This is a genomic window from Archangium sp., assembly GCF_057119385.1.
Genome location: NZ_DBNGVP010000005.1, coordinates 1 through 17744 on the forward strand (window position 1 = coordinate 1; position 17744 = coordinate 17744).

The following is a 17744-nucleotide window of genomic DNA, read 5'->3' on the forward strand; positions in this document are numbered from 1 at the left end:
AGTCGCATGCGGCCTGGCGTAGTCGCGCGAGGCCGGCCCGCTCCATCTCGGCGAAGGCTACTCCGGGCGCCTTCCTGAGTCCTGGAGCACGGGTGACGTAGGACTCGATGCATGTCTCGGGCGCGGATGGGCTGATGGTTGGCGGGGGAGTCGCGGCAGTCGCCACGAGCAGTGCGGATGGGAACGAGGATGAGCAGCGCGGCGAGCGTCATGGCTGTGTCGCTGCCACTTCCACGGGTTGGAAGACAAGGCCATCCAATCCCAGACGCTGGCATGCCTCCACGAAGCGCCCGGTGCAGATTGTGACGTTGCAGTAGTCCCCCAGCCGGAACAAGTCGAGGTGCGCGGGAAGGGTGGAGGCGTCCAGTATCAGGACATCCGGGAGGGGGTGCATCAGGCGGCCACAGCGGGGACAGGGGGGCTGAGGGTTGGGGGGAAGGCACTTGGGATGCACTCGGCCCACGGGGAGGAGCTCCAACTCGAGCAGCTCGGGCGAGTTGCGCTGGCGGAAGCGGAGAGCAGTAGGGCAGCCCTTGATGCCCTGGAGTCCCTCTGCCTGGAGCTTGTTCAGGGCCTCGCGCTGAATCAACAGCACCTCGTCGAAGTACATGAACAATTGCCCGAAACTGCCCTGGGCCTTGCCCTCGAGCGGTCCGAATCCCGCTCCTGGCTCCAATTGCGCACCTGGCGGCAGCAGGGGACGTATCAGCGCGCATAGCCGTTCGTACTCCTCAAGGGATTCGGCCCGGGGGGGCTCGAAATCGGCCAGAGCGGCTACCGGCGTCAAATCAACCGAAGGGTATGCGTTGGCGCCGCCGCTCCATGCGTCCTGACATGAGGGGCAGTGGACGCCCGGCAGGCCCCATTTGTGCGAGGCATCAACAGAGCCCGTGTAACCCGCGGACCTGTCTTCCTGAATGATGAAATAGTCCATGTGCTTGCTCTTGGTTCCCTGGTCAGTCGCAATAGAAGGGAACGAGCGGGCCATTTACGCCAAATCGCAGCATGAGCTCGCCCGCGAACCGCCAGATGTCCTCGGCCTTGGCCGTGTAGAGGTTTTGCTTCCTGAACTGCCGCCAGGCCTCATTCCATTGGCCGCCCTCGGGCCCTCCACTGTGCAGCCACTGGTGGAAGCTCCTGGGCAGGCGGACGGTGAAGGCGTGGATGTCGATGCCCCGGCGGTTGACCCAATCGGCCAGGAGCTTCTGTTGAGGAAAAATGTGGTGCTTCTCGTAGGGCTCCCGTGGCGGGATGCTGCACATCCAGTGGCGCAGCTCCTTGGGCACGAACCGGTCGCGCGTCTTCCAGTTGTGCCAGGGGATTTCGAAGACGGGATCCGCGGAGGTGGGCGCCGCCACGGGGTGCCCCCACCAGCGCTCGGGCGTGTCCGCGAGCGGAGAGCGCAACTCCGTCGTGATATTGGAGTTCGCTGGGGGTAGAAGTCCCCCCGGCACTGGCCGGAACACCATGGGCGGGCGGGCCACTGGGAGGGTTCCCCTCGCCAGGAGGATGGGAGGGGCCTTCTCTTCCTCCACATCCACCACATCCTGGCAACGCCAGATGGCGCAGCGCTCCCCGTCACACAGCGGCACCACGCAGGTCGGGTCCGCGCGAGCCTCCTCCCAGGAGGAGGACACGGTCTCGGGTCCCTCGTCCTGCGGCACGGTGGGTGTTGAGGTCGCGCAAGCCGTCAGCAGCACGAGGAGTGGGAGCAGGAGTCGCATGCGGCCCAGCGTATTCGCGCGAGGCCGGCCCGCTCCATCTCCGTGTTCCTATCTCTGCACGATGCTCTGCGCCGACTTGATGGCCTGGTCCTGCGCGGCGGACGTGTCGAGCTTCACCACGTGCGGCACCGCCAGTCCCTTCTGCGACGCGGGCCGCTGCTCGATGGCCGCCAGCCAGCGCCGCAGGTTCGGCAGCCCGTCGATGGACACGCCCGCCCAGTCATGCACGCGCACCCACGCCCAGTTGGCGATGTCCGCGATGCTGTACTCGCCCGCCAGGTACTCGCTCTCGCCCAGCCGCGTGTCCAGCACCGTGTACAGCCGCCGCGTCTCGTTCTGGTAGCGCTCGATGGCCGCGGGAAGCTTCTCCGGGAAGTACCGGAAGAAGACGTTGGCCTGTCCCTGCATGGGGCCCACGCCCGCCATCTGGAACATCAGCCACTGCGTCACCCGCGAGCGCCCCTGGCGGTCCGCCGGCAGCAGCTTCCCCGTCTTCTCCGCCAAGTAGAGCATGATGGCGCCCGACTCGAACACCGCGAAGTCTCCCTCCTCGCGGTCCACGATGGCCGGAATGCGTCCGTTGGGGTTGAGCTTCAGGAACCCCGGTTGCTTCTGCTCGCCCTTGCCGATGTTCACCGGGTGCACCGTGTACGGCAGCCCCAGCTCCTCCAGCGTCACGGACACCTTGTGCCCATTCGGTGTCGCCCACGTGTACAGGTCGATCATGCGCCGAACACCCCGTGCAGCACCTCGCGGTGGTAGTTGGTGCTGCCCGTGTGCGTGGAATGCCACTTCGCCGACTGGCTCAGCCGGTTCACCACCGCCTCGAACTCGGCCTGGCTCACGTCGCGCAGCGACATGTACAGCCGCGCCGCGCCCTGCAGGTACGAGAAGAGCGGGTGCGCGTCCGTCCCGTCCGGCCTGCGGCGCAGCTGGCGGAAGAGCCGCTCGAACTCGTCATCCGTCTCGGGCCGGCCCTGGGCCGCGCAGTAGTTGGCGGCCGTCGACTCCAGCAGCAGGAGGAAGGGCTGGTATTGCGGCGGCGGTGTCCGCGACAGGTCCGGCGGCACCGCCGAGCCCGTCCACAGCTGCGAGATGGGCTTGAGCGCCACGAGCACCAGGCCCTCGTTGCCCATCACCGGCACCTCGTTGCGCACCGTCACCACCCGCTTGTTCTCGTCGCGCTGGATGGGCACGCGCAGCAACTCCGGCTGCTCCACCTTCAGGCCCGCGCGCTGCAACTTCTCCACGGCTTCACGATCCACGTCTCACCCCGGCACCTGTGAACGTCATCCGGGTCTCCACTCCGGCGCGCCTCACCGGCCCAGCACGGACCAGTAGGGCTTGAGCGCCTCACGGCTGCGCTGGAGCGCCGCCGCCGCTTCCCTCGAGACCCCCTTCGGGAAGCTGTCCTTCGTCTCTCCCGCCATCACCTCCACGCAAGCGTGCACCGACTGCGAGAGCCCCTCCAGCGAATAACCGCCCTCCAGCATCAGCACCAGCCGTCCCTGGCATGCGCTCTCCGCCACCTCCCGGAGCGCCGTGCACATGGCCGCGAAGCCGCGCTCGGTGAGCCGCATGTCCGCCAGCGGGTCATCGTGGTGCGCGTCGAAGCCCGCGGACACCAGCACCAGGTCCGGCTTGTACGCCTGCGCCACCGGCAGGAAGAGGTCCTGGAAGAGCGCCCCGTAGTCCGCGTCCGTCGCGCCCCCCCGCATTCCACAGTTGAGCGTGTAGCCGGCCCCCGGGCCCTCACCCACCTCGAAGGGCGCGCCCGAGTCCGGGTAGTAGGGGTACTGGTGCACCGACATGTAGAGCACGTCGCGCCGCGTCCAGAAGGCCGCCTGCGTGCCGTTGCCGTGGTGCACGTCCCAGTCGAAGATGAGCACCCGCTCGGCCCCCTGGCGGCGCGCGGCCTCCGCGGCGATGGCCACGTTGTTGAACAGGCAGAAGCCCATGGCCCGGTCCGGCTCGGCGTGGTGTCCCGGGGGCCGCACCAGCGCGAAGGCGTTGCGCGCCCGCCCCGCCAGCACCTCCTCCACCGCCTGCACCGATGCCCCCGCCGCCAGCACCGCCGCGTCATACGAGTCCGGGGACGTCAGCGTGTCCGGGTCGATCACCTCGTGCCGGCCGCGCATCGCCCTCAGCGAGTCGCGCAGCCGCTGCGTGTGCACCGCCGCCAGCTCCTCCTCGGTGGCCGGGCGGGGGGCCCTGCGCTCGGTTCCCTGGATGGGCTCCATGTTGAGCAGCTCCAGGATGCGCGACAGGCGCTCCGGACACTCGGGGTGCTCCGGGCCCGGGTCATGACGAAGGAAGAGGGGGTCGGTCAGCAGCAGCGTCTGGGTCATGGAGCGGGCTCCCACCCGTCCAGTATGGAGCGGATGGGCTCCTCGCGCCTGCTCCCTCTCTCTCCGGGGGGCGCACCGCCGGTTTCTTGCCCTTCGAGGGTCAACCTTCCTACAGTCCCGAGGCCTTGCTCCGACGCCTGCCAAAACCCGGTCTCCGGGTCGTCCTCTTCGCGACCTTCACCCTGGCCCTTGTCTTCATCCTCGGGGCCCTCCACTTCTCCATCTCCTGGCTGGTCTCCAACTACCTCGAGTCCAGGCTCGTGGAGCATGGCCACGCCAAGGCCCGGGAGCTCGCCAGCGTCCTCATCCGGCCGGGCGCGGACTCCCTGGACGTGCAGGCCGACACCCTGGCCATGCAGGCCATCGTGGGCGTGTCCGACGTGGACAAGGACTTCACCTACGCCGCCATCGTCTCCAGCGACCGGAGCATCCTCCTGGAGGGGGGCGTCCGGCCCGAGCGGCTCAACGACCTGATCGGCCAGCTCTTCCGGCCGGAGTCTCCCTCGTCCCTCACGCTGCCCAACGGGGACAGGCTCCTGTCCGAGTCCGCGCAGGGCCCCAGGTGTGGCGCTGGCGGGTGCCGGATCATCGTGGCGGTGGACTTCGCGCCCCTGCGCGACATCCTCAGTGAGCTCACCCTGCTGCTGGCGGCGGCCTTCGTCATCGGCCTGGCCGTGGTGGTGGGCCTCATCTACATCGTCACCCACAAGCTCATCCTCCGGCCCCTGGATCGCATGATGGCGGTGGCGCGCCGGATGGCCGAGGGAGACCTCACCAGCCGCGTCTCGGTGGAGGCCACCGGCGGCGGTGGCGAGCTGGGCCAGCTGGCCGAGGCGCTCGATGGCATCGGCCAGTCGCTGCGCAAGACGCTCGGCCAGGTGCGCGGCGTGTCCGAGGTGGTCTCCGGCGTCATCGAGCAGCTCTCGCGCGCCGGCACCACCGTGTCCTCGGGCGCCTCCACCATCCAGGGCCGCGTGGAGGAGACGTCCTCGTCCATGGAGCAGATGCTCGCGTCCCTGCGCGGCATCGCGGAGAACGTGGAGGTGCTCTACCAGAGCGCCGAGGAGAGCAGCTCCTCCATCATGGAGATGGCCGCCACCAACGACGAGGTGGCCGAGAACGTCCAGGCCATGGCCGCCAGCGTGGAGGAGACCACCAGCGCCATCGAGGAGATGACGTTCTCCATCAAGGAGGTCGCCAAGAACATCGACGAGCTGCGCGACTCCACCCAGGAGACGTCCTCCAGCATCAGCCAGATGGACAGCTCCATCGGCCAGGTGGAGGCCAACGCCAACGAGACGGCGCGCCTGTCCGAGCAGGTGTCCGAGGACGCCAAGACGGGCGTGGACGCCCTGCGCAAGACGATGCAGGGCATGGACCGCATCAAGGAGTCCAGCCTCGGCGCCTCGGGCGTCATCGACAGCCTGGGCCGGCGCATCTCCGAAATCGGCAACATCCTCAACGTCATCGACGACGTGGCCGAGCAGACCAACCTGCTGGCGCTCAACGCCGCCATCATCGCCGCGCAGTCCGGCGAGCACGGCAAGGGCTTCGCCGTGGTGGCGGATGAAATCAAGGACCTGGCCGAGCGCACGGGCGCGTCCACCAAGGAGATCGCCGACCTCATCAGCCGCGTGCAGGAGGAGAGCCGCAACGCGGTGCAGGTGATGAACCAGGGCGTGCGCAACGTGGAGGAGGGCGTGCAGCTGGGCCGCGAGGCCGAGGGCACCCTGCGCAAAATCAACGACAGCGCGCAGAAGTCCACGCAGATGGTGAAGGCCATTGCCCGGGCCACGGTGGAGCAGGCGCGCGGCAGCAAGCAGGTGACGCAGGCCATCCACCGCATCTCCGAGACGGTGCAGATGATCTCCAAGGCCTCCAACGAGCAGGCCAAGGGCGGCGAGCAGATCATGAACAGCGCCGAGCGGATGAAGGCGATTACGGCGCACGTGCAGCGCAGCAGCCAGGAGCAGGCGCACGGCAGCAAGCAGATCACCCGCTCCATCGAGAACATCAACGAGATGGTCACCCACCTCAACCGCGCCCAGAAGGAGCAGACCAAGGGCAGCGAGCAGGTGCTCAAGGCGGTGGAGGCCATCAAGGGTGTGTCCGAGCACCAGACGCGCTCGGTGAAGGGGCTGGAGGAGGCCATCGAGAGCCTCCAGCGTCAGTCCGAGGTGCTCCGCGCCGAGATCCGGCGCTTCAAGGTGTGAGAATGGGGGCGCGCGAGGAATCGCGTGCACCCGCTCTGGCACTCCATTAGGAGGGGCCCCATGTCTTCGCCCCGAGCCGTTTCAGAGCGTGCGGTCGTCTTCCTGATTGGCGCGGTCCAGTTCGTCAACATCCTGGACTTCGTGATGGTGATGCCGCTGGGGCCGGACTTCGCGGCGGGGCTGGGCATTCCCACCAGCCAGATTGGCAACATCGGCGCGGCGTACACGGCGGCCGGGTGCGTGGCGGGGGTGGCGGGCAGCTACTTCCTGGACCGCTTCGACCGGCGCAAGGCGCTGGCGGTGGCCATGCTGGGGTTGGTGGTGGCCACGGCGGCGGGAGGCTTCGCCACGGGGCTCACGTCGCTGCTGGTGGCGCGGGCGATGGCGGGCCTGTTCGGCGGCCCGGCCACGTCGCTGTCCATGTCCATCATCGCGGACCTCATCCCGGTGGAGCGGCGCGGGCGGGCCATGGGGGCGGTGATGGGGGCCTTCTCGGTGGCCTCCGTGCTGGGCATTCCCCTGGCGCTGAAGGTGTCGGGCTGGGCGGGCTGGCGCATGCCCTTCTTCGCGGTGGCGGGCCTGGGCCTGCTCCTGGTGGCCGGGGCCATCTTCTACCTGCCGCCGATGCGTGGACACCTGGAGCGCCAGAAGGGCCCCACGGTGAGCGTGAGGGAGTTGTTCACCCGCTCGGACGTGCTCCTGTCCTACGGGATGACGGCGCTGCTCAACCTGGCCGGCTTCATCATCATCCCCAACATCTCCGGCTACGTGCAGCGCAACCTCGGCTATCCGCGCGAGGAGATCGAGTTCATCTACTTCGTCGGCGGCCTGGTGAGCTTCGTGACGCTGCGGTTGGCGGGCAAGGCGGTGGACCTGTTGGGCTCCTTCCGGGTGGGCACGGTGGGCTCGTTGCTGTTCATCGGCACGCTCTACATGTCCTTCATCCACCTGCCGGCCGGCGTGCCCCTGGTGGCCATCTTCGCGTGCTTCTTCCTGTCCAACGGGGTGCGCAACGTGGCCTACAGCACGCTCACCTCGCGCGTGCCGGAGCAGTCCATCCGCGCGCGCTTCATGTCCTTCCAGTCCGCCGTGCAGCACCTGGGCGCCGCGGCCGGGGCCTCCCTGTCCTCGAAGCTGCTGACGGACCTGCCCGGCGGGCAGCTCGGGGGCATGCAGCGGGTGGTGTTCGTGTCCATGGCCCTCACGCTCCTGGCGCCCGTCATGTTCTTCCTGGTGGAGCGCCGTGTGCTGGCGCGCGACCAGGTGGCCGCCACCCCGCTCGCCGCAGTGCCCGTGCCCGTGAGCCCCGGGGGCGGAGCTCCCCGGCCCTGAGGGGCGATTTGCCCCGTGCCCGCCCCCAGGGGCCGTGGGACGGGGAGGCAGGCGATCGGGGCACGGTCCAATCGGGTTGCACCCCGCCGCCCGGGGCGCGATAACCTCCCGGCGGTTCCCCCTGGAGCCATCCGCTCATGTTCAACGTCGGCGCAGGCGAGCTCATCCTCATCGTGGTGGTGGCGCTGCTCGTGCTCGGGCCGCAGAAGCTGCCCGAGTTCGCGCGCACCATCGGCAAGTTCGTGCGCGAGTTCCGCCGGCAGACCGATGAGGTCCGCACGGTGGTGGAGCGCGAGTTCTACAAGATGGACCAGGAGATGCTGGACGAGCCCCGGCCTCCGGTGCACCCGCCCACCCCGGCGGTGCTGCCCTCGCCGGTGCCCGCTCCCGTGCCGCCGGCCGCCGCTGGCGCTCCGGAGGCCCAGGCCGCCGCCACCGCTCCGGAGAGCGCCGGGGCCGTGGCCCAGGCCGCCGGCACCTCTTCCCCCACCGCCGAGCCATCCGCTGCCGGGACGGCGGAGCCGGACGCCCTTCCGCGTCTGGAGCCCATCCCCGGCACGGTGGCGCGCAACGCCCCCAAGGGCGGCTAGCCCTCGAGATTCGCGCCCGTGGACAACGACCTTCGGATGAGTCTGGCGGAGCACCTGACGGAGCTCCGCTCCCGCCTGCTCAAGTGCACCCTCGCGGTGTTGGTGCTGGGCGCCGCGGCCCTGGTGTTCGCCAAGCCCATCTTCGGCGTCCTGATGAAGCCGGTGCTGGACGCGCTGCCGGCCGAGGGCCGTGCGCTCGTCTACACCTCCGGCATCGAGGAGCTGAACGTCCTCATGAAGGTGGGCGTCTACTGCGGCATCTTCCTGACGACGCCCGTCATCCTGATGCAGATCTGGGGCTTCGTGGCGCCGGGGCTGTACCCGGAGGAGCGCCGGTACGCGGGCCCGTTCGTGTTCCTGGGCTCGTCGGCGTTCCTGGCCGGAGCGCTGTTCTGCTACTTCGCGGTGCTGCCGTCGATGTTCAAGTTCCTCCTCAACGACGAGGAGGGGCTGGCCATCTCGCAGCGGCTGGACGTGGGGCGGCTGCGGGCGGACGACGCGCTGCGCTTCCTGCGGATTGGTGACGCGGAGCGGGCGGGCCAGCTGGCGGGGGAGGCGAGCAAGGCGCTGAAGGCGGACGGGGTGGGGCAGATGCCGGAGGCGACGCGACCGCCCTCGGAGAGCGTGGAGCTGGAGGCGCGGCTGGACGGGCTGGGGCGGCTGCTGGACGCGGCGGCGGACGGCTTCGGGGTGCCGGCGCGCAGCGTGCTGCGGCAGACGGTGGAGAAGCGGGCCGAGGCCGTGGAGGCGTACGCGAAGGAGGACTACGGGGCGTCGGCGAAGGCCATGGACGAGGCGGCGAGCCTGCTGGCCGGGGTGGCGCCCACGCGGGCCGAGGAGCTGGCGGGGCTGTGGCGGCTGGAGAAGGAGCTGGCGCTGGGCAAGGCGCGGCACGTGGCGGCGGCGTGGACGAAGCCGATGCTGACGATGAACGAGCAGCTGTCGCTGGTGCTGCTGCTGTTGTTGTCGTTCGGCATCATCTTCGAGCTGCCGCTGGTGATGGCGCTGCTGGGCCTGGTGGGCATCGTGAGGGCGGGCTTCCTGATGAAGTACCAGCGGCACGCGTTCGTGGTGTGCCTCATCGCGGCGGCGATCCTCACGCCGACGGGAGACGTGGTGAACCTGTCGTTGATGGCCGGCCCGATGCTGCTCTGCTACGAGATGGGCGTGCTGGCGGTGTGGCTCATCGAGCGCAGGCGGGCGAAGCAGGAAGCCGAGACGAGCATCACCCCGACGACGGGAGCCTGAACCACTTCAGCGCGCACATCACCCGAGAGCCCCTTCGCCCCCAACATCCCCTCTCCCCTCGGGAGAGGGACGGGGTGAGGGTATCGAGGCTCCTGGGTTGATAAGGGACTGTGAGCCGTGCGTTACGGCCGCACGGACCTCCACTGCTCATCACTCCCACTCTGCATCTGATTGAGCCAATCCAGCAGGACCACGCCCTGTGAGCTCTGCGAGCCGGGGTTGAGCAGCATGGTGTGGCCCTGTCCGGCGGTGATGAAGGAGCGGGTATTGGGCAGCGGCGAGAGCACCGTGCTGTCGAGGTCGAGCAGCGCGGTCTCGAAGGCGGAGGCGGAGAGCTGCAGGTAGGTGCGGATCGTCTGATCCTGCGCCGAGGACAGCAGGGCCATCCGGTCGTTGGGGTACTTCAGGGCGAGCGCGGGGTAGAGCTCCGCGTAATCCGCCTTCACGGCGGGGTCGAGGGCATCCATGACGGCGTCGTAGTTCCAGGCCTTGGCCCAGGCGGCACGGAGGTTGGCGGACATGGCATTGCTCTTGAAGAGCGGCCCGGAGTCATCGAGGAGGAACACCTTCGCGTTGGGGAAGGTGGAGCGGATGAGGTCGTAGTTGAGGGCGGCGCCGAAGCCTCCGGCGCTCGAGCCGGTGACGAGGACCTGCTCGGGGTTGGGGAAGGTGGCGGCGATGCGGGCGAGGAAGGCCTCGGTGTTGGCGCGGCCCTTGTGGCGGATCGTCCTGGAGGTGGAGCCGCTGGTGTAGACGGCGTCCGCGTTGCCGATGTGCAGGTCGCCTGTGCAGTACGGGACGAAGAAGTAGTTCCAGTCCTTGTACGGGTTGTTGGCGAGCTGCCGGTCGAAGACGGAGCCGGAGCTGATTCGCGAGAACAACGCGTCGAACTGGGTCCGGGTGAAGGGCCCGTGCGCGGAGGTGTTGAGCTGCAGGCAGGTGACGGCGTCCCAGCAGGCTCCACCACCATTGAAGAAGATGAGGAGGTTCTTGCTGTCGGTGAGGTTGGCGCCGATGCCCGTGGGCGTGCCCTCGTCGCAGGTGGAGTTGGAGAAGTCGACCCAGCTCCACGTGTTCTGCGGGGTGGAGATGGGCGTTTCCCCGGGCTGCTCTCCAGGTTGCCCCATGGGCTCCTTGTCACATCCGGAGCCCACCACCATCAGCGTGGTGAGTACGGCCAACAGGTTTCGTGTCATGCGGGGAGCATAGAACGGGGTCCGCGTCGGGCGGCGGACAGAGCCGCCACGATTCCAGTCCCTCGCCGAGGCCGGTGTCTCATGCTGCCGGTGCGGACGGTTACACGGGGAGGAACAGTCATGCGGAAGCTGCTGTGGTTGGCAGGAGGATTGGCGCTGGCGGGCTGTGGTGGGGAGCGCGCGACGGCGGATCTGATGAACGCGAGCGGCGAGAAGATCGGCACGGCGACGCTGGTGGAGCGGGGCGACGCGGTGGATCTCCAGGTGGAGGCCACGGGACTGGAGCCGGGCCTTCACGGAATCCACTTCCACCAGGTGGGCCTGTGCGAGGCGCCGGGCTTCACCAGTGCGGGGAGCCACTTCAACCCGTTGGACAAGCAGCATGGGCTGGATTCCCCCACGGGCGCGCATGCCGGGGACCTGCCCAACCTGGAGGCGGACGCGAGCGGCAAGGCCTCCTACAAGGCCACGACGAACCGGGTGACGCTCGGCGAGGGACAGCTCTCCATCTTCGACGCGGATGGCACCGCGCTCGTCATCCACGCCCAGGCGGACGACCAGGTGACGGATCCCACGGGCAACTCGGGGGGACGGGTGGCCTGCGGCGTCCTCGCCCGGGACAAGTAGGGGACGGTTCAGAGCGGCGATTCGAAGCGGATTCCCTTGCGCAGCAGTTGCGTGGGGTACAGGGTGCCGCGCCACACGATGCCGCCGCGGCGCCACCCGAGCCACCCCGAGCGCAGCAGGAAGACCACGAAGAGCAGCGTGCCCACCGGGAACACGAGCGTGGGCCCCAGGGGCCGCCGCAGCACGCGGCTGGCCAGGGCGCACGTGGCGAGCGCCGTCCCCGTGCCCACCAGACCCATCACGCGCAGCCACGCGGGCCACCCGGGTGCCAGCGCGAGCAGGGGCGCGGTCTCGATGAGCAGGTAGGTGAGGCACGAGAGCACGAGCCGCGTGTTGCTGAGCTGCCCCATCACGCCGAAGCCCGCCTTCTCGCAACCCCGGGCCATGGCGCCCAGGGTGGGGTAGAGCTCCACGCTCACGTGGCCGAGCGCGTGGGCCACCCCACAGCGGCCCCCGGCGCGCTTGACCATCTGCCCGAGGGCGGCGTCATCGGCGATCTCCAGCTTGAGCCACTCGAAGCCGCGGGTGCGCGCGAACATGTCGCGGTGCACGAGGTTGAAGACCCCGGCCCCCATCGAGGCGGAGGAATCGGGGTCCGCCACGCGGTGGAGCCGTGCGGCGGTGCCAATCATCCGCATGGTCGTGGAGACGGCGGCGTCCAGGAGGAAGGACGTGGGCCGCAGGAGGAAGAGCACGGTGAGGAAGTCCCAGGAGCGGGCCTCGCACAGGGCCATGGCGCGGCGCACGGTGTCCGGAGCGAAGTGCACGTCCGCGTCCGTGAAGAGCAGCCACTCGCCGGTGGCGGCCTCGGCGCCCCGGTGGAGCGCGTGCAGCTTGCCGAGCCAGCCCTCGGGCAGGTGGGTGATGTGGAGGGCCTTCACCCGGGTGTCCGCGGCGGCGAGCCGGTCCACCAGGGCGCTCGTCCCGTCGTTGGAGCGGTCATCGACGAGCACCAGCTCCAGGTCCGGGTAGTCCTGGGCGAGGCGCGAGGCCACGGCGGCCTCCAGCGTGTCCACCTCGTTGCACGCGGGGATGACGAGCGACACCCGGGGACACCGGGCCGGCTCGGGAACGCCGGGTGCTCCCAGGCGTGGCAGCCCTCGCTCCAACCGCACGAAGCCCCAGATTCCCAGGAGCCAGTACGCACAGCTCAGGCCCACCAGCACCGCGAAGGCTCCCACCAGGATGCTCATGTCTGACATCGTGTCACGCGTCCGGTGGGTGGTCGAGGTGCCACGGCCGTGGTACGCAGGCAGCCGATGGTGACTCCCCGCCTCCGCCTGGCGATGAATCTGCGCTACCTGTTCGCGCTGCTGCGCCGTTTCCGCACCACGGTGCTCATGGCGGTGTTGCTCTTCGGCTGCATGCCGTTGCTGTACCGCTGGCGCCACGTCGGGGCGGACGGGCACGGGGTGAGCCTGGGCAAGGCGCTGCGCCACGTCTACTTCCTGCTCTACGGGCAGCCCTCGCTGGACGTGGATGACAGCCTGTTGATGTTCCTCGACATGCTCATCCCGCCGGTGGGCATCGCGGTGCTCGTCGACGGGGTGGTGCGCTTCGCCTATCTCTTCTTCGCCAGGCACCGGCAGGACAAGGAGTGGTTCGAGGTGATCGCCGAGACGTTCAAGGGGCACGTGGTGGTGTGCGGCGCGGGGCGCGTGGGGTACCGCGTGGTGGTGCAGCTGCGCTCGCTGGGCAAGGACGTGGTGGTGGTGGAGAAGCGCGAGGAGGCGGCCTTCGTGGCGGTGCTGCGCGACGAGCAGGTGCCGCTGCTCATCGACGACATCCGCAGCCCCCAGTGCCTGCCGCGCACCAACGTGAGGAAGGCGGCGGCCATCGTCTGCGCCACGGACGATGACCTGGCCAACCTGAACATCGCGCTGGACGCGCGGCGGATGAATCCGGACATCCGCGTGGTCATCCGCCTCTTCGACGACGACCTGGTGGCCAAGGTGCGCGACACCTTCAAGGCCGAGGCGCTGAGCAGCTCGTCGCTGGCGGCTCCCGCCATGGCCCTGGCGGCGTTGGATCCACGCATCGTCCACTCGTTCCGCATCGGCACGCACCTGATGGTGGTGTCCGTCTTCGAGGCGCGCGCGGGGCTGCCGGGGTTGACCATCTCCGAGGTGCGGGACCGCTTCGGAGGGCTGGCGTTGTCCATGCGCCGGGGAGGCAAGGGCGACGAGTGGTTGCACCCCTCCGGTGACACGCGCATCGAGGCGGGGGACATGGTGACGCTCCAGGCCGAGTACAAGGACTACAAGCAGCTGCGCGCCTTCACGCTGGAGCCGGACGCCCCCGTCTACTCCCATCACGGCGATAGCTGAGCCCGGCCCTCACTCCTCGCGGTGCTGCAGCCGCTCCAACTCGGCCGTCAGCTCCGCGATGCGGCGCTCCGCCTCCTCGCGCAGCCGTGCCTCCTGCTCGCGCAGCCGGGCTTCCTGCTCGCGCAGCCGCGCTTCCTCGTCCACCCGCCGCTGCACCTCCTCCAGCTTCTCCCGCATCCGCTCCACCAGCTCCCCCGACTCCAGCAGCAGCGCGTTGCCCGCCCATATCTGCAATCGCGCGTTCACCACCTCCAGCTCCAGCCCCAGCACTTCCGAGGTGTAGCGGCCCTGCTTCGTCTCCATCCGCTCGTACCGCTTCACCCCGGACTCCTGTAGCCGGTACCCCTCCAGCCGCTCCCGGGCCCGGTCGTAGATGAAGTATTCGGCAATCCCCAACCGCGCGTAGCGCTCCACGTTGTACTCGGCGTCCTTCTTCCGGTCGCCCCCCACGTGGACCTCCAGCACCCAGTCCAGCCCCTTGCCCTCGTGGCTCACCACCCACTTCTCCCGCTCGTGCGCCTCCACATCCAGCACCACCAGCAGGTCCGGGGCGAAGCGCCGCTCGCCCGGGTAGTAGATGGGCAGCTCCGCGCCGATGTACACCTTGCGCCGCTGGTGGCTGAAGTAGCCCTCGAGGAGATCCAGCGTGCGCACCTTGGCCCGGAGGTGCTTGTCGCCCTCCGGCATCGCCATCTCGTCCCACGTCACCTCACCGGGCAGTGACGCCACCACCCGCTCCCGCTCCTCCGTCCCCATCGCCTCCCACTCCTCTTGTGTGGGCGCCCGGGGGAAGGCGTCCTCACGCTCTCGTGTGTGCCGTCCCATGCCTTCAAGCCTGCGACGGGTGACCTCTCCGGTCAACTGCCCCCGCGCTACTTCTCAGCAAGGAGCGGGCCGAGTGGACACTGCATACGCCGCCGAGTGCAGCGCGGCCGGGCACACCTCCTCCACCGTTCCTGGCGTGGAGGGGGAGTCCTCTCCCGTGGACGTGCCCGTGGACCCCGCGCCCGAAGCGTGGGGCAGGGCGAGCGCACGCCGCAGCAGCCCGTCGAGGGGCTCCCACTCGATGAGGAAGCCGTCGTGTCCGTGGGCGCTGGAGAGCTCGGCGTACTCCGCGTGGCGTCCGTGCGCCCGCAGGCGCTCCGTCAGCCGCTCCATGTGCTCGGGGTAGAAGAGCTGGTCGTTGTCGATTCCCACGCACAGGGCGCTCGCGCGGATGCGGGCCACGCCCCACGGTCCGTCCGTGTCCCCCTCGGGAGGGCGCGCGAGGTCGTGGTGGTCCATCGCTCCCAGCAGCGCCAGGTACGTCCGCGCGTCGAAGCGCGCTCGCAGCTTCGCGCCCTGGTACTCCAGGTAGCTCTGGATGGGATGGAGCGCCCGCGAGGACCACGGACGTGGCGGGTTCCTCCCATGACGCGATTGCAGGCCCGGCTCCGCCCGGTAGGTGAGCATCGCGAGCTGCCTCGCCAGCTCCAGGCCTCGCGCGGGGGCCTCGGGGAACTGCGGGTCCAGCAGCAGCGCCTGTCTCGCCACGTGGTTCCAGCCCACCACCCACGGGCTCGATTCCTCCGCCGCCGCGATGGGACAGATGCGCTCGAAGCGCTCCGGCGCCAGCACCGACAGGCATAGGACGATCATCCCTCCCAGCGAGCCTCCTACCCCCAGGGAGACACGCTCAAGGCCCAGCGTGTCCAGCGCCTGCAGGATGGCGCGCGCCTGGTCCCACGGCGTCACCGTGGCCGGCAGCTGGTGCTCGTTCTGCCGCAGGTCTCCCTTCGGCAGTGGCTCGGGTGGGCCGAAGCGGCGGTCATCCACGCGCCTCGGGAAGCCCTCGTCCGCCGGCCCCGAGCTCCCGTAACAGGAGCCCAGGTTGTTGAAGCACAGCAGCCGCACCCGCTCCGGATCCAACGCCCGCCCAGGCCCGATGACAGGTTCCCACCATCCGCCTTCGCCTCCCGCTCGCATGTCTCCCGTGAGTGCGTGCACCAGCAGCACCGTGGGCACCGTGGCGTCCGGTTTCACTGGGGGCGGGTTCCGTGGAGCGGTGGTGAGCCGGTGGAGTTCCTCCTTCGTGCGGCGCACGACTCGCAGCGCGTTCTCCCGCACCGTTTCTTTCGGGAGTACGTGCGCTCGTGCGCGCAGCCAGGGCAGGTCCTGCTCGGGGCCCCACCACCAGCCTCGCGCCACGTGGGACATGACCCGCGCCCCTGCTTCGAGCGGCAGGTCGGGCAGTGAGAGGTCGAACACACAGGGCGACGGGGACATGGCGGGTTCCTCGTGAGATGGGATTCACGGCGTGCGATGCAGACCCTCACCCCAGCCCTCTCCCAGAGGGAGAGGGGGCAGACACGGTGCCAACCTGGGATGCGGGCACCCTCACCCCGTCCCTCTCCCGGAGGGCGAGGGGAGAGGGGCGTGGGTAGGGCACTGGGGCAGGGGAATGAGAATGGGAGATGGGGCGGGGTGTTGACCCCGAGTCCTCAGGCCTCGGCGAGCGCCTGCTCCAGGTCCGCCTGCAGATCGTCCAGGTGCTCCAGTCCCACCGACAGACGCACCAGTCCGTCCGTCACTCCCGTGCTCAACCGCTCCTCGGGCGTCAGCTGCTGGTGCGTCGTGCTCGCCGGGTGGATGATCAACGAGCGCGTGTCACCGATGTTCGCCAGCAGGCTCCACAGCTTCACGCCATCGATGAGCTTGCGTCCCGCCTCCACGCCCCCTCGCACCCCGAACGTCACCAGTCCGCCGGCTCCGTTGCGCAGGTACTTCTTCGCGTTCGCGAAGGATGGATCCTCCTCCAGCCCCGGGTAGCGCACCCACTCCACCTTCGGGTGCCGCCGCAGCCACTTCGCCACCGCCAGCGCGTTCTCCGAGTGCCGCTCCACCCGCAGCTTCAGCGTCTCCAGTCCCAGGATGAACGCATGCGCGTTGAACGGGCTCAGCGCTGGACCCAGGTCCCTCAGTCCCTCCAGCCGCGCCTTGCCGATGTACGCCGCCGCCCCGAGCGCCTCCGTCAGCCTCAGCCCGTGGTAGCCCGGGTTGGGCTCGGTGAACTCGGGGAAGCGTCCGTTGTCCCAGGGGAACGTGCCTCCGTCCACGATGACGCCGCCAATCGACGTCCCGTGGCCTCCGATGTACTTCGTCGCGCTGTGCACCACGATGTTCGCCCCGTGCTTCAGCGGGTTGAACAACGCCGGAGACAGCGCCGTGTTGTCCACGATGAGCGGGATGCCCGCCTCGCGGGCAATGGCCCCCAGCGCCTCGAAGTCCGGGATGTCCAACCGCGGGTTGCCCACCGCCTCGATGTAGAGCGCCTTCGTCTTCGGCCCGATGGCGGCCTTCACCTCGGCCGGCTTGTTCGCGTCCACGAAGCGCGTCTGGATGCCCAGCCGCGGCAGCGTCACCTTGAACAGGTTGTACGTGCCCCCATACAGGCTCGTCGCCGAGACGAGCTCGTCCCCCGCCTTGAGGATGTTCAGGAGGGCGAGCGTCTCCGCCGCCTGTCCCGACGCCACCGCCAGCGCTCCCACGCCGCCCTCGAGCGCCGCGATACGCTTCTCGAAGACGTCCGTCGTGGGGTTCATGATGCGCGTGTAGATGTTGCCCGGCTCCTTGAGCGCGAACAGGTCCGCCGCGTGCTGCGCGTTGCGGAAGCGGTAGCTCGTCGTCTGGTAGATGGGCACCGCGCGCGAGCCGGTCGTGGGATCGGGCTCGTAGCCGGCGTGCAGGGCCAGGGTCTCGAAGTGCTTGGACTGCGACGGATTCGTGCTCATGGAGGTGCTCCTCGGGTGGGCTGGAAAAGCCACGAGGGCACCGGAGGCCATGAAACGACTGAGCCCACCGACCCTCGCGGGATGGTGGGCTCCGCTCTGCTTCGCCTCGGGTCGCCGAACGTCGGTCAACCGGCGGCGGGCAGAGGCCCACCACTCGGCATCCACATTCGACGGCAGGCGAAGGGCGCGAAGCTCATGACGCCCGGCAACATGAACCCCCTCCGCTATCTTGTCAAGACATCCGTTCGACAGGATGTCCGTCATGGCGGAGGCGTGAAGGGTTCAACGGCTCCGGCACGCGGTGCCCGGCATGATCGGAATATGCCGTCTGGCATGTAGCGGCCGAGCGAGCACGAGGGCGCTCCAACC

Annotated in this window: 16 protein-coding genes; 6 read left to right on the forward strand and 10 right to left on the reverse strand. The window is 69.2% G+C overall.

Features of this window, described 5'->3' with window-relative positions; all coding sequences use genetic code 11:
- Positions 1-208 precede the first annotated feature (208 nt).
- From sitI6 to AC16DP_RS02300, 5 genes are read right to left on the reverse strand one after another with little or no spacing between them, the layout of a single operon-like run.
- Positions 209-988: a SitI6 family double-CXXCG motif immunity protein gene (gene sitI6 / locus AC16DP_RS02280; RefSeq protein WP_329731163.1), complete on the reverse strand. Its 780-nt coding sequence runs from the start codon at positions 986-988 to the stop codon at positions 209-211.
- Positions 957-1724 (reverse strand): SitA6 family polymorphic toxin lipoprotein, encoded by a 768-nt coding sequence (gene sitA6 / locus AC16DP_RS02285; protein ID WP_329731162.1) that lies wholly within the window; start codon positions 1722-1724, stop codon positions 957-959. Before sitA6 ends, sitI6 begins: the two co-directional genes overlap by 32 nt.
- A 48-nt stretch (positions 1725-1772) precedes the next feature.
- Positions 1773-2450 (reverse strand): glutathione S-transferase family protein, encoded by a 678-nt coding sequence (locus tag AC16DP_RS02290; RefSeq protein ID WP_329731161.1) that lies wholly within the window; start codon positions 2448-2450, stop codon positions 1773-1775.
- On the reverse strand, positions 2447-2989 hold the full coding sequence (locus AC16DP_RS02295) for a hypothetical protein (protein WP_329731160.1): 543 nt from the start codon (positions 2987-2989) through the stop codon (positions 2447-2449). The genes AC16DP_RS02290 and AC16DP_RS02295 overlap by 4 nt, the downstream gene beginning before the upstream one ends.
- 51 nt (positions 2990-3040) lie before the next feature.
- Entirely contained in the window at positions 3041-4072 is a 1032-nt protein-coding gene (locus AC16DP_RS02300) for a histone deacetylase family protein (protein WP_329731159.1), read from the reverse strand.
- Positions 4073-4332: 260 nt separating this feature from the next.
- Between AC16DP_RS02300 and AC16DP_RS02305 the strand changes: the two genes are divergently transcribed.
- The 4 genes from AC16DP_RS02305 (at position 4333) to tatC (ending at position 9455) form a co-directional block, all read left to right on the forward strand.
- Positions 4333-6285, forward strand: coding sequence for a methyl-accepting chemotaxis protein (locus AC16DP_RS02305; protein ID WP_414640762.1), 1953 nt, complete (start codon positions 4333-4335; stop codon positions 6283-6285).
- Positions 6286-6345: 60 nt separating this feature from the next.
- Positions 6346-7617, forward strand: a complete 1272-nt coding sequence (locus AC16DP_RS02310; protein ID WP_329731157.1) for an MFS transporter — start codon at positions 6346-6348, stop codon at positions 7615-7617.
- Positions 7618-7754: 137 nt separating this feature from the next.
- Positions 7755-8207, forward strand: a complete 453-nt coding sequence (tatB, locus tag AC16DP_RS02315) for a Sec-independent protein translocase protein TatB (protein WP_329731156.1) — start codon at positions 7755-7757, stop codon at positions 8205-8207.
- 36 nt (positions 8208-8243) lie between these two features.
- The gene (gene tatC / locus AC16DP_RS02320) at positions 8244-9455 is read left to right on the forward strand and encodes a twin-arginine translocase subunit TatC (protein ID WP_329731164.1); all 1212 of its coding nucleotides are present in this window, start codon (positions 8244-8246) and stop codon (positions 9453-9455) included.
- A gap of 122 nt (positions 9456-9577) precedes the next feature.
- Here the strand turns inward: tatC and AC16DP_RS02325 are convergent, their stop codons facing one another.
- Complete coding sequence (locus AC16DP_RS02325) at positions 9578-10636, reverse strand: pectin acetylesterase-family hydrolase (RefSeq protein ID WP_329731155.1); 1059 nt, start codon at positions 10634-10636, stop codon at positions 9578-9580.
- 135 nt (positions 10637-10771) lie between these two features.
- Here AC16DP_RS02325 and AC16DP_RS02330 point away from each other — a divergent pair, with 135 nt between their 5' ends.
- Positions 10772-11278 carry a superoxide dismutase family protein gene (locus AC16DP_RS02330; RefSeq protein ID WP_329731154.1) on the forward strand — a complete coding sequence of 169 codons (507 nt, stop codon included), beginning with the start codon at positions 10772-10774 and terminating at the stop codon, positions 11276-11278.
- A gap of 8 nt (positions 11279-11286) precedes the next feature.
- On the opposite strand, the gene AC16DP_RS02335 is transcribed toward AC16DP_RS02330, so the two are convergent.
- Positions 11287-12471: a glycosyltransferase family 2 protein gene (locus AC16DP_RS02335; RefSeq protein WP_329731153.1), complete on the reverse strand. Its 1185-nt coding sequence runs from the start codon at positions 12469-12471 to the stop codon at positions 11287-11289.
- Between the two features lie 66 nt (positions 12472-12537).
- Here AC16DP_RS02335 and AC16DP_RS02340 point away from each other — a divergent pair, with 66 nt between their 5' ends.
- A complete protein-coding gene (locus AC16DP_RS02340) occupies positions 12538-13605 on the forward strand; it encodes a potassium channel family protein (protein WP_329731152.1) in 1068 nt (355 codons plus the stop codon).
- A gap of 9 nt (positions 13606-13614) precedes the next feature.
- Here the strand turns inward: AC16DP_RS02340 and AC16DP_RS02345 are convergent, their stop codons facing one another.
- The 3 genes from AC16DP_RS02345 to AC16DP_RS02355 form a co-directional block, all read right to left on the reverse strand.
- Positions 13615-14430, reverse strand: a complete 816-nt coding sequence (locus tag AC16DP_RS02345; RefSeq protein ID WP_329731151.1) for a Uma2 family endonuclease — start codon at positions 14428-14430, stop codon at positions 13615-13617.
- 54 nt (positions 14431-14484) lie between these two features.
- Positions 14485-15870, reverse strand: a complete 1386-nt coding sequence (locus AC16DP_RS02350) for an alpha/beta fold hydrolase (RefSeq protein WP_329731150.1) — start codon at positions 15868-15870, stop codon at positions 14485-14487.
- Between the two features lie 215 nt (positions 15871-16085).
- Positions 16086-17375 carry an O-acetylhomoserine aminocarboxypropyltransferase/cysteine synthase family protein gene (locus tag AC16DP_RS02355; protein ID WP_329731149.1) on the reverse strand — a complete coding sequence of 430 codons (1290 nt, stop codon included), beginning with the start codon at positions 17373-17375 and terminating at the stop codon, positions 16086-16088.
- Between the last annotated feature and the right edge of the window lie 369 nt (positions 17376-17744).

Bases quoted from the DNA above. Each gene is read 5' to 3' on its own strand.
- sitA6 (WP_329731162.1), bottom strand. From the start codon at position 1,724: ATGCGACTCCTGCTCCCACTCCTCGTGCTGCTGACGGCTTGCGCGACC.
- tatC (WP_329731164.1), top strand. From the start codon at position 8,244: ATGAGTCTGGCGGAGCACCTGACGGAGCTCCGCTCCCGCCTGCTCAAG.
- sitI6 (WP_329731163.1), bottom strand. From the start codon at position 988: ATGGCCCGCTCGTTCCCTTCTATTGCGACTGACCAGGGAACCAAGAGC.
- tatB (WP_329731156.1), top strand. From the start codon at position 7,755: ATGTTCAACGTCGGCGCAGGCGAGCTCATCCTCATCGTGGTGGTGGCG.
- AC16DP_RS02335 (WP_329731153.1), bottom strand. From the start codon at position 12,471: ATGAGCATCCTGGTGGGAGCCTTCGCGGTGCTGGTGGGCCTGAGCTGT.
- AC16DP_RS02355 (WP_329731149.1), bottom strand. From the start codon at position 17,375: ATGAGCACGAATCCGTCGCAGTCCAAGCACTTCGAGACCCTGGCCCTG.
- AC16DP_RS02350 (WP_329731150.1), bottom strand. From the start codon at position 15,870: ATGTCCCCGTCGCCCTGTGTGTTCGACCTCTCACTGCCCGACCTGCCG.
- AC16DP_RS02340 (WP_329731152.1), top strand. From the start codon at position 12,538: ATGGTGACTCCCCGCCTCCGCCTGGCGATGAATCTGCGCTACCTGTTC.
- AC16DP_RS02345 (WP_329731151.1), bottom strand. From the start codon at position 14,430: ATGGGACGGCACACACGAGAGCGTGAGGACGCCTTCCCCCGGGCGCCC.
- AC16DP_RS02290 (WP_329731161.1), bottom strand. From the start codon at position 2,450: ATGATCGACCTGTACACGTGGGCGACACCGAATGGGCACAAGGTGTCC.
- AC16DP_RS02330 (WP_329731154.1), top strand. From the start codon at position 10,772: ATGCGGAAGCTGCTGTGGTTGGCAGGAGGATTGGCGCTGGCGGGCTGT.
- AC16DP_RS02310 (WP_329731157.1), top strand. From the start codon at position 6,346: ATGTCTTCGCCCCGAGCCGTTTCAGAGCGTGCGGTCGTCTTCCTGATT.
- AC16DP_RS02300 (WP_329731159.1), bottom strand. From the start codon at position 4,072: ATGACCCAGACGCTGCTGCTGACCGACCCCCTCTTCCTTCGTCATGAC.